The 10246-nt window shown below is 62.7% G+C and carries 8 protein-coding genes; 2 read left to right on the top strand and 6 right to left on the bottom strand.

The genetic code is table 11. From position 1 onward, the window contains the following. Positions 1–218: 218 nt before the first annotated feature. The 3 genes from argC to Q0K07_RS12065 are packed head-to-tail and all read right to left on the bottom strand — an operon-like array spanning position 219 to position 3280. Positions 219–1265 carry an N-acetyl-gamma-glutamyl-phosphate reductase gene (gene argC, locus Q0K07_RS12075; protein WP_294559553.1) on the bottom strand — a complete coding sequence of 349 codons (1047 nt, stop codon included), beginning with the start codon at positions 1263–1265 and terminating at the stop codon, positions 219–221. Between the two features lie 52 nt (positions 1266–1317). Then, positions 1318–1587, bottom strand: coding sequence for a DUF1844 domain-containing protein (locus tag Q0K07_RS12070; protein WP_294559551.1), 270 nt, complete (start codon positions 1585–1587; stop codon positions 1318–1320). Between the two features lie 22 nt (positions 1588–1609). Further along, positions 1610–3280: a CsgG/HfaB family protein gene (locus Q0K07_RS12065; RefSeq protein WP_294559549.1), complete on the bottom strand. Its 1671-nt coding sequence runs from the start codon at positions 3278–3280 to the stop codon at positions 1610–1612. Positions 3281–3386: 106 nt separating this feature from the next. On the opposite strand from Q0K07_RS12065, the gene Q0K07_RS12060 reads away from it, so the two are divergent. Further along, complete coding sequence (locus Q0K07_RS12060; RefSeq protein WP_294559548.1) at positions 3387–4655, top strand: RsmB/NOP family class I SAM-dependent RNA methyltransferase; 1269 nt, start codon at positions 3387–3389, stop codon at positions 4653–4655. Positions 4656–4691: 36 nt separating this feature from the next. On the opposite strand, the gene Q0K07_RS12055 is transcribed toward Q0K07_RS12060, so the two are convergent. After that, positions 4692–5405, bottom strand: a complete 714-nt coding sequence (locus Q0K07_RS12055; protein ID WP_294559545.1) for a methyltransferase — start codon at positions 5403–5405, stop codon at positions 4692–4694. Positions 5406–5528: 123 nt separating this feature from the next. On the opposite strand from Q0K07_RS12055, the gene Q0K07_RS12050 reads away from it, so the two are divergent. Beyond that, entirely contained in the window at positions 5529–8750 is a 3222-nt protein-coding gene (locus Q0K07_RS12050; RefSeq protein WP_294559544.1) for a UvrD-helicase domain-containing protein, read from the top strand. Positions 8751–8870: 120 nt separating this feature from the next. On the opposite strand, the gene Q0K07_RS12045 is transcribed toward Q0K07_RS12050, so the two are convergent. Together Q0K07_RS12045 and Q0K07_RS12040 are read right to left on the bottom strand one after the other, a co-directional pair. Next, positions 8871–9659, bottom strand: coding sequence for a DUF169 domain-containing protein (locus Q0K07_RS12045; protein ID WP_294559542.1), 789 nt, complete (start codon positions 9657–9659; stop codon positions 8871–8873). A gap of 145 nt (positions 9660–9804) precedes the next feature. Further along, positions 9805–10104 carry an ErpA-related iron-sulfur cluster insertion protein gene (locus tag Q0K07_RS12040; RefSeq protein WP_294559540.1) on the bottom strand — a complete coding sequence of 100 codons (300 nt, stop codon included), beginning with the start codon at positions 10102–10104 and terminating at the stop codon, positions 9805–9807. Between the last annotated feature and the right edge of the window lie 142 nt (positions 10105–10246).

The raw sequence follows: 10246 nt of genomic DNA, 5'->3' as shown, positions 1-10246 counted from the left end.
TCATGGCATCCTCCCTATGCCGACAATAAGAACTTTTTACCCTTTTGGCAATTAATGAGTCCTGAGCCTAGGCAGAGCACATAAAAAATGCACCTCTCTTCCAGAGACGGCGCACTTCTGAAGCTCCCGGAATGACGGACAATAAACAGGACCGGGACCAAAAGAGGCGGCGGAACAAGGTTCCGCCGCCTCTTTTATGCTGACTGAGAAAGCCCCTGTTACGGCACGAGGGGCGCGAAGTTCAGGCCCGTTTCCACAGGCAGGCCGAACATGAGGTTGGCGTTGGCCACGGCCTGGCCGGAGGCGCCGCGGCAGAGATTGTCGATGGCGGAGGTGATGAGAAGCCGCCCGGTGCGCTGATCCACGGTCACGGCGATGTCGCAGAACATGGTGCCGCGCACGTTGCGGGTTTCAGGCAGCTTTCCTGCCGGGAGCACGCGCACCCACGGGGCATCCTTCCAGAAATCCTCATACATGGCCTGCACGTCGGCCTGAGAAAGGGAATCCTTCAGCTTCGTGTAGATGGTGGCGAGTATGCCCCGGCTGATGGGCAGAAGATGGGGATTGAAGGAGACGGTCACGCTTTCGCCGGCGGCCACGGAAAGTTCCTGCTCTATTTCCGGCGTATGCCTGTGCCTGCCGCCGATGTTGTAGGGGCGGAAGGAATCGGCCACCTCGCAGTACAGGGAGCTGACCACGGCCTTGCGCCCCGCCCCCGTGGTGCCGGATTTGGCGTCGATGATGATGTCGTCCGTCCGGACAATGCCGTTCTTGAGCGCCGCATACAGGCCGAGAATGGACGCGGTGGGATAGCAGCCGGGGTTGGCCACCAGACGGGCCTTCGCTATGTCGGCGGCATAAAGTTCGGGCAGGCCGTAGACCGCCTTTGCGATGTATTCCCTGCGGGTGTGCGGCTTGTACCAGGCCTCGTACACATCGGCGTCGCGCAGACGGAAATCCGCCGAAAGGTCCACGACCTTCACGCCCGCGTCGTAGAGTTCCGCGCCGATTTCCATGGCCACGCCGTGCGGCACGGCAAGGAACACCACATCACATTCACGCGCAAGCAATGCGGCGTCGGGTTCCACCAGCGTGACATCCGCGCCGGGCAGGCCCTGAAGGAAGGGATACACGGTATCAAGCCGCTTTCCCGCGTCCTGCCGGGACGTGGCGGCCGTCAGTCTCATGGAAGGATGGGAAGCCAGAATACGGGACAGTTCCATCCCGGTATAACCCGTTACGCCGACCAGTCCGGCTCGCAGCATGGCAATACTCCAGAAAAAGGCCGGATTGCTCCGGCCTGTTGAAAGGGAAATGTCAGGAACGGGCCACGAACTTCATGCGCAGTTCGTAAAGCACATCCCGTATGAGCTTGCTTTCCTCGGGGGTGAGTCCGTTGCGCGTCTTGTCGTCAAGCATGGTGAGCACGTCGATGGCGTTGCGGGCCAGCACCTCATTGCGGGCCACGCTTCCCGTTTCCGGGTTCGGCACCTCGCCCAGATGAACCAGAGCGGAAGAGGCCAGAGACAGCACAAAGGTGGAAAACGTCACTTCCGGCAGTATGGCCGGATCGGTTTTGTCAGACATGATACCCCCGGGGGGAAAAGCGTTATTCCTGATAGTTGGGCCTGGCGTTGACCATGGTGGTATCCAGCGGATACATGTACACGGCGCAGCGGGTCTTCAGACCGGAAGCCACACCGCCGTAGGAGTTGACGGCCACGACCAGATCCGTCTTGCCGTTGTTGTCCACGTCGACCACCGCCACGTCGCACACCGTACCCTTGATGCGGCGCGTCTTCCACAGAAGTTCCATGCCCATGCCGTTCCACAGCATGGCGTGGATTTCGCCCTGAGGATAGGTGCGGTAGTTGGTGAACAGCTTGCCCGCCGTGGTGATGGGCTTGTTGGCGATGAGTTCATAGCGGCCGTCGTGATCGAGATCCACCACGGACATGCGCATGGGCACATAGTGAAGAACCTGATCGGTGCTGTCGGTGGGCATGGCGATGCTGCCGAGACCTCTGTCGCCCACAAGATACACGGAACTGCCGCCGTAGACATCTTCCGTACCGGCAAGACGTTTGCCGTGGGCGTCGAAGGTGAGCAGGGTTTCATTTTCGGCAATGAGCGCGAGATGATCGCCCTGACGGCCCCTGTCTGCAGGAATCCAGGAGAAGTTGAACAGCGTGGCCTGTCTGGGCAGGTTGGAAAGCTTGCCGTTGCGGATCACGTCGTCGCCCTTGATGCGGGCCTCGTAGATGGGACCGCGCACGCCCTTGCTGCGGTCGCCTTCCTGCATGACGAGCACGGGGCTGTAGAGCGGCGGAGTCTTGACCACGTTCAGGTAGCGGTCGACGCTCTTCACCACCACACTGAACTTGCCGTTGGCAAAGCTCAGCACCTGGGAATAGGGATTGAAGGTGCCTTCATCAAAGCCGGAAAGAACAACGTAATTCTTGCCGTCCTGCTTGTAGTGGCGGACGAGCACGGGCCGCATGGAGGAGGGGAAGCGGTATTCGCCTATTTCCACCAGCCTGTTGCCGTTCTTCCAGACATAGGCGTTCACCGAGTTGGGGCTGAGCAGCAGCACTTCGTTTTTGCCGTCGCCGTTGATGTCGGCCACTTCCATGCCGAGGCATTCGAAGTTGATCATCTGGCTGCGGATCTGGGCGCGTTCGGATTCCGTGCCCTGATAGCGCAGGGAGGGGTTCAGGTAGGTGTCCCCTTCCACACGGCCATGACTTTCATTCACCACAAAGGCGCTGCTCGGCGCGGCGGGGGCACCCGCAGGACGCGCCGCGGAGGCGGAGGAGCGGGAAACGTCGGTACGGCCGAACACTTCGATATTGATGCTGTCCGCCACGGCCTGAAGGCCGCCGATGAGCGCATTCACGGAACTTGTGGAGGATTCCTTCCACACCTTGCCGTTGGGGGAGAGCACGTTCACGTCGAGGCTGGCCTGATCGCCCATGACGGTGATGCCGCCCCAGACCACATAATCGGCCCCGAACTTCCGGCCCATGGACTGCGCGGCGCTGGTGGAAGCAGGCGTTTTTTCCTTCAGTGCGGCATCCTGGCGTTCCACAGGTTCGAACCTGCCCTGAAGGTAAAGACGCGAGGTCAGCATGGACGGTACGGCCTGACCAAGATAGGAATAGCCCTTGGCGCCCGTGACCGAGAAAGGCGAAACCACATAGGTGGCCGCCAGAGCGGGCACTTGCATCATGAGGAGCAGAAGGGTAAATGCCCAAAGAACGGGCAGAAAACGTCTGGACATAAAAAAACTCCTTGAAGGATTTGCTAGGCACTTTACACTTTCTCGCCCCAAACGGCAACAGCACGGCCCCGCCCTTTTTTGTAACAATTCCCGCTCTGGAGTTATTTTGGAAACCACGACCACCGCACGCCGCTCTTTCCGTTTCGCCTGTACCCCGGAGGAAATCCCCGTGGCGGAGGAGATGCTCCGCCTTCAGGGCTTCCGCTTTGAGGAAGACCCCTTCTTCGCTCCGGCAAGGCGCCTTGTGGAAGGCCCCTCCCCGCTGGGGAACAGCCTGGCCGGCTTCTTCGGACTCATCTATATCCAGGACCGGGCCTCCATGCTGCCGCCCGTGGCGCTCAACCCGCCGAAGGGCGCCTCGGTGCTCGACATGTGCGCAAGCCCGGGCAGCAAGACCAGTCAGCTCGCCTGGCTGGTGGGCCCCCGGGGCATGGTGCTCGGCAACGAACCTTCCCCCGTGCGCCTCGCCAACCTGCGCCGCAACCTGCACGTCATGGGCCTCACCCAGACCGTGACCTGCTGCCGGAGCGGGGAGAACATTCCCCTGCCCGACGCCTCGTGGGACTACATTCAGCTCGATCCGCCCTGTTCCGGCTGGGGCACGGTGGAAAAGAATCCCCGCGTCATGGATATCTGGAAGGACAATAAGGTGGCGCCGCTCATCCGCCTGCAGAAGGATCTGCTGCGCGAGGCCGCCCGTCTGCTGCGTCCCGGCGGCGTCATGGTCTATTCCACCTGCACCACGGATGTGGAAGAAAACGAAAAGCAGGTGCTCTTTGCCCGGGAGGAACTCGGCCTCAGGCTGGAGGCTCTGGACGACGTGCCGGGCTTCGACCTTCAGGCTCCGCAGGGCTGCGAGGGCGTCTGGTGCCTGAACCCGAAGCCGGGCGACACCCAGGGCTTCTTCGTGGCGCGTCTGCGCAAGGAAGGCAGCCCTGAAGGGCCTCTCCCCCATACGGAACACCCCGTCATCGCAGAGGTGGCCGATGAAAAGCAGCTCCGCGCCCAGGGACTGGACCCCCGCCGGGTGCACGCGGAAATAGGCTTCTTCGGCCAGAGCCTGCATGCCCTGCCCATTCCGGCGCTCGCCATGCTGCCGGAAGAACTGCACTGGCAGGGGCTGTATATGGGAAAAACCGGCAGAAACGGCGAACTGCGCCTTTCTCCGCGCGTGCGCATCGAAGGCCCGGGTCCGCATCTCGACCTCGAAGGCGAAGAGGGCCTGCAGCTCATCTCCGGTCTTCTCAAGGGACAGAGCCTGCCCGCGCCCTCCTCGGTTCCGGCAGAGGCGCGCGCCGTGCTTCTGCGCTGGAACGGCATGCCTCTCGGCAGGCTCAATGTGAAGAACAAAAGGCTCATCTGGTCGGAACGCTGAAACGTTCAGAAAACGCCCCTTCCGCCGGAAGGGGCGTTATGTTGCCGGAAGCGTCCTTTTTTCCACGCGAAGGGCCGCGCGGCCGTTCTTGCGCGCACCAAGCAGCACGAAGGCCGCGGGCGCGTCTTCTCTGGTGAACACGAACTGCAGCCTCTCCGCATGCAGGCGCGGCGGCAGGGAGAAAAGCAGCTCGGCCGTGCGTTCCGCACCGCTCACCACGGCAAGCAGACCGCCCTGCTCCAGCAGCGTATCCGCCGCCAGGAAAAAATCCCGGAACGTCTTTTCCGTGCCGAAGAGCGCGGTGCGGCGCAGCCCTGAAGGCGGAAGCCGCCCCTCCCCCACCCTTCTCCACGGCGGGTTGCACATCACCAGCGGAAAAAGGCCGGGGACTCCGTTTTCCGAAGAAAAAACCTCCCTTGCGCTGCGAAGGGTCCCGCGGGAGGCGACATCGCCCTGCACCACCAAAAAGCGCTTCTCCATGCCGAGGCGGCAGGCATTGCGGCGGGCGGCTTCCGCAAGAGGAGAAAGAAGCTCCACGCCCACGGCGCGCCAAAGGGGCCTTTCCCGCAGAAAGGCCAGCGCAGCCACCCCGCATCCGGTGCCGAGATCGGCAGCCATGCCCTCTTCCCGCCGGAGAAGTTCCCCCGCAAAAGAGGCCAGAAGCAGCGCGTCGGCGCTGAAGCGGAAGCTCCCTTCCGGCTGTTCCAGCCCGGCAGGAAACACCGCCGAAGACTCCGAGCATTCCGTCATTTCCCCTCCACACGCTTCCGGTCGCATTGCGCCCGGCGACCGTTCCCGCTATAACGGGTCAGAAACATTCACGGCCCGGCTCCGCCCGGGCGGTTCTTCATCCTTTCCCGCCGCGAGTCATCCATGTTCCGAGCCGATCTGCACATCCATTCCCGTTTTTCCCGCGCCACCAGCTCCCGCCTCACTCTGCCGCATCTTGCCGCATGGGCCGGCGTCAAGGGTATCGACGTACTCGCCACGGGCGACTTCACCCACCCCGTATGGCGGCAGGAACTGCGCGACAACCTGGAAATGGACGAGGAAAGCGGGCTTTTCCGCCTGAAGAGCGCCCTCACGGGCGACGACGTGAGAAGGGAGATTCCCCACCTCGCAGGCCTTGCCCCCCATGAGCCGAAGTTCATGCTTGAGGCGGAAATCAGTTCCATTTACAAGAAAAACGGCGCGGTCCGCAAGATACACAGCCTTGTGTATGTGCCCGATTTCGAGTCCGCCGACAGGCTCTGCGAAAAGCTGGAAGCCATAGGCAACCTGAAATCCGACGGCAGGCCCATACTCGGCCTCGACGTGAAGGATCTGCTCGCCATGGTGCTGGACATTCCCCGCGCCTTCATGATTCCCGCCCATATCTGGACGCCGTGGTTCGCGCTTTTCGGTTCCAAGTCGGGATTCGACAGTCTGGAAGAATGCTTTGAAGACCTGACGCCCCACATCTTTGCGGCGGAGACCGGTCTTTCCTCCGATCCGGACATGAACCGCTGCTGGAGCCACCTCGACCACCTGCTCATGGTCTCAAGTTCCGACGCCCATTCCGGGGAGAACCTCGCCCGGGAGGCCACGCTCTTTGAAGGCCCTGCCTCCTACGACGGCATTTTCGACGCCCTGCATCAGAAGGAGGGGGAAACCCGCTACGCGGGCACGCTGGAATTCTTCCCCGAGGAAGGCAAGTATCACCTCGACGGGCACCGGGCCTGCGGCGTCGTTCTGGAACCTGCCGAATGCATGAAGCTGAACAATATCTGCCCGGTATGCGGCAAGCCCCTTACCGTGGGCGTGCTGCACCGCGTGCTCGCTCTTGCCGACAGAAGCGCCCCGCCCTGCCCCGGCAAGGACTTCCAGTCCCTCATTCCCCTGCCGGAAATTCTGGGGGAAATCCTGCACTGCGGCGCAAAGACCAGAAAGGTGCAGGAAAAATATGCCGAGCTTCTGGAACGCTTCGGCTCGGAAATGCACATTCTGCAGGAAGTGCCGGAAAACGACCTGCGCCGCACATGGCAGGAACTCGGCGAGGCCGTCTCCCGCATGCGCGCAGGCAGAGTCATCCGCCACGCGGGCTACGACGGGGAATACGGCGTCATCCGTCTGTTTGAGGAGGAGGAAAATGCGCCCTCCCTCATCGAACGCCTGCCCGCCGCACGGCGCAGAAGCACGGCGAAGGAACATATCCGCCCTGCCGGAAAGACCGAAGAAAAGACCGGGGAACAGCCCCGGCCGGAAAAGAAGGCGGAAAAACCGTCCTTTTCCCTGGACAGCTTCAGCCCCATGCAGAAGGAAGCGCTTCTGGCCGGTCCCGGCCCCGTGCTCGTGCTGGCGGGCCCGGGCGCGGGCAAGACGCGCACCCTCGTGGGCCGCATGGCCCGCCTCCTGCGCGAGGGCGTTCCCGCTTCGGACATCGTGGCCGTCACCTTCACGCGGCGCGCGGCGGAGGAAATGCGTACAAGGCTGGCCGCAGCCCTGCAGGACGATGCCGAAGTGCCGGAACTTCCGGAAACGGATACCCTGCACGCTCTTGCCCTGAAGCGCTGGCCCGGAGAGGCGCCCGTGGTGCTTTCCGAGGAAGGCGCGCGCAAGGCCTTTGCCGAGGCCAACCCCGGCCTGGAAAAAAAGGAAGCGGGCAGGCTCTACGACAGGCTGGAACTTGCCCGGGAAACGCTGAGCGCGGAGGAAGAGCTTGCGCCTTTGGCGGAAAACTACCGCCGCTGGAAAAAGGAGCGCAATCTCGCCGATTATACCGACCTGCCGGAAACCTGGCTCGACGAGCTCAGAAGCAGAAATTACGGCGCCGCCAAACCCTGGAAGCATATTCTGGTGGACGAGGTGCAGGACCTTTCGCCCCTGCAGAAGGAACTGGTGCAGGCCCTTACCCCGGCCGACGGTTCGGGCTTTTTCGGCATCGGCGACCCGGACCAGTCCATTTACGGTTTCCGCGGCGCGGATGCGGGCATAGAACACGCCCTGCGCGAACGCTGGGCACAGCTTCGCGTGCTCGGCCTCACCGAAAGCCACCGTTCCGCCGCGGCCATTCTGGACGCAGGGCACGACGCGCTTTCCGGCCGCAGCGCCTGCGGCGCGCTCACCTCCGTCACCGGCACTTCCGCCACGCTGCAGTGGATGGCCGCGCCGAGCGCGGAGCGCGAGGCCGCCTGGATCGCCGACCGCATAGCCTACCTCATCGGCGGCACCTCCCATCAGCAGGCCGACCTGCACGAAACCCTTGCGGGCTGCCATCTGGAAGCCGGTTCCTGCAGCCCCGGAGAAATTGCCGTGCTCTGCCGCCTGAAGGCGCTCATGGCCCCCATACGCGCGGCGCTGGAAAAACGGGGCATCCCCTGCGCCGCACCGGAGGCGGAAGCCTTCTGGAACGACGAGCGCGTGGACCTCATGCTTCAGGCCGCGGCGCGCTTTCAGCAGAGGAAGGAACATTCCCGCAGAGAAGCCGCCTTCCTCGACGCAGGGCGCTTCCCCCTGCTTGCGGCCATGGCCCCGGCCTCGCCCTCGCCCGTCGCCCATGAGGACGGCCCGCTGGACGACGTGCCGGAAGAAACCTGGGCCGGGGGACCGGAGGCCGTGCTTGCCGCGCGCAGCGGCTGCTTCGACCCGCTCTTCAGGGATTCCAGCGCGTTCCGCCGCCTGCGCCTCGCCTGGAAGGAACACGGAAACTGGGAAAAACTGCTGGAATTCGTCTCCTTCCGGCGCGACATCGACACGGTGCGCTCTCAGGCGGAATATGTGCAGATCATGACCATGCACGCTTCCAAGGGCCTGGAATTCAAGGCCGTATTCATTCCCGGTGCGGAAGACGGGCTCCTGCCCTTCCGCGGTGTGGGCGCGCTTCTCGGCCAGAAGGACGATTTTCTTCCGCCTTCCGTGGAGGAAGAGCAGCGCCTTCTCTATGTGGGCATTACCCGCGCCTCCGAGGCGGTGTTCCTTTCCTCCGCCGCGCGGCGCACCCTGTACGGGCACAGCCTCTCGCTTCCGCCCTCGCCGCTTCTGCCCCTGAACCGCTTCCGGGCCGTCAGAATGACGCGGCACACAAAGACCACGGCAAGCCAGCTCAGCCTGTGCTGACCGCTCAGGCGCCGGAAACACGGGAAAAATCCTCCTGCGGCACGGCGCCCGCATATCGAAAAAAAAACGGGCCGCTTTCTGAAAAGAAAGCGGCCCGTCTGGTACCCTCAGGGAAAAAAGCTATCGTCCGGCACGTTCTCCGGGCTTTTTGAACACGATGACGGGGCAGTTCTGACAGATGTCCGCCCCGGGGAAGGGCTGTCCCTGCCGGGTGAGGGAAATGCCGCCCGTTTTCTCCACGCGCTCCTTCATGCGGGAAACCATGCCTTCCAGATGCGCGCCGGGAATCATGACATTGATTTCCCCGCGCTCCATCTTGCCGGAATTGTAGCTTCCCGCACAGGCCAGCGTCATGTTGGCCTGCGTGTGCAGATAGCTGAAGGCCGTGCCCCCGCATACCGCGGAATTGATGCTGAGCGAAGGCCGGAAGGGATGCACCCCGGAAACGGCCATCCAGTCGTCTACAAGATGGTAGGCCTGCATGTTGTCGCAGCAGAAATGCACCACGTCCGGCATGCCTTCCTGCGCACGCAGAGGAGAAAGGAGCACCGCCAGAGGGGCGCGCTCCATGCAGGGCTTGCTTTCCACAAAACGGCGCACCTGCGCCTCGCCCGTACCGAAACGCAGAAGGTCGCGCACCACGCCTTCGCTCACCGCATCCACGCCGAACACGCAGCGCGCGTCGGTGCACCAGAGCTTCTTCATGTCCAGAAGCACCACGCGCCCTTCCATGCGCGCGCCGAGTTCCGCCTGACAGAAGGTCAGCGGACGGACGGGCTCCACATGCACGCCCCTGCCGCGAAACTCCTCCAGTTCCTCCGCCTCGAAAAAGAACCGTATGCCCACAGGCTCATGCATGAGGCGAAGTTCCCGCATGAGAAAGGCGTGCATATCCGCATAATCGGCCATATCCCTCTCCTCCCGCACGAAGCGCCGCCGCGCTCCGCCCTTGTCCATGGCAGAACCCGCCCCCCGCGTGACAACGGGAGGCGGGTCGTTTCCCGCGCGCTTTCCGGGGACAGGGGAAAGCACGCGTCACCTTGATGTGTTCCGGTCAGTTCTGCTCTTCCAGAGCGCGCACTTCGAGCTGTTTTTCCGCGTTGAAGCCCAGGGCGAACTTCCTGCCGTATCTCAGAAGAAAATCACTGTCTGCAATGAAGGTCACGTCCTCCACCACCGTGCTCTCATCCTCGTCCTCGTCCATTTCTTCCATGGCGAGTCCCAGCACGATGCGGGAACGGCAGCCTCCGCCCAGGGTATATTCGCGCAGACGCACGCAGGTCCCTTCATCTTCGTCTTCCAGCATGGAACGGAGTTTTGCCAGTATTTCTTCGTTGACGCTTACAGTGAACATGTCTGTCTCCCGTACAGGCAGGCGCTTCTTCCCTGCGCGGGCGCTCTAGGCTCAGGACTCATTATTTCCAATGACGTCAAAAAAGGATAAGTATGGATATGGAGGTTTCTATGTCCACTCTTTTTTACCTTTCTTCCGCTCA

Source organism: uncultured Mailhella sp. (assembly GCF_944324615.1).
Classification (GTDB): Bacteria; Desulfobacterota; Desulfovibrionia; order Desulfovibrionales; family Desulfovibrionaceae; genus Mailhella.
The sequence above is the reverse complement of the archived record's forward strand: the minus strand, read 5'-3'. Positions and strand labels throughout refer to the sequence as shown.

Excerpts from the sequence above, each read along its gene's own strand:
- argC (WP_294559553.1), bottom strand. The coding sequence starts at position 1,265 with ATGCTGCGAGCCGGACTGGTCGGCGTAACGGGTTATACCGGGATGGAA.
- Q0K07_RS12055 (WP_294559545.1), bottom strand. The coding sequence starts at position 5,405 with ATGACGGAATGCTCGGAGTCTTCGGCGGTGTTTCCTGCCGGGCTGGAA.
- Q0K07_RS12065 (WP_294559549.1), bottom strand. The coding sequence starts at position 3,280 with ATGTCCAGACGTTTTCTGCCCGTTCTTTGGGCATTTACCCTTCTGCTC.
- Q0K07_RS12070 (WP_294559551.1), bottom strand. The coding sequence starts at position 1,587 with ATGTCTGACAAAACCGATCCGGCCATACTGCCGGAAGTGACGTTTTCC.
- Q0K07_RS12050 (WP_294559544.1), top strand. The coding sequence starts at position 5,529 with ATGTTCCGAGCCGATCTGCACATCCATTCCCGTTTTTCCCGCGCCACC.
- Q0K07_RS12040 (WP_294559540.1), bottom strand. The coding sequence starts at position 10,104 with ATGTTCACTGTAAGCGTCAACGAAGAAATACTGGCAAAACTCCGTTCC.
- Q0K07_RS12045 (WP_294559542.1), bottom strand. The coding sequence starts at position 9,659 with ATGGCCGATTATGCGGATATGCACGCCTTTCTCATGCGGGAACTTCGC.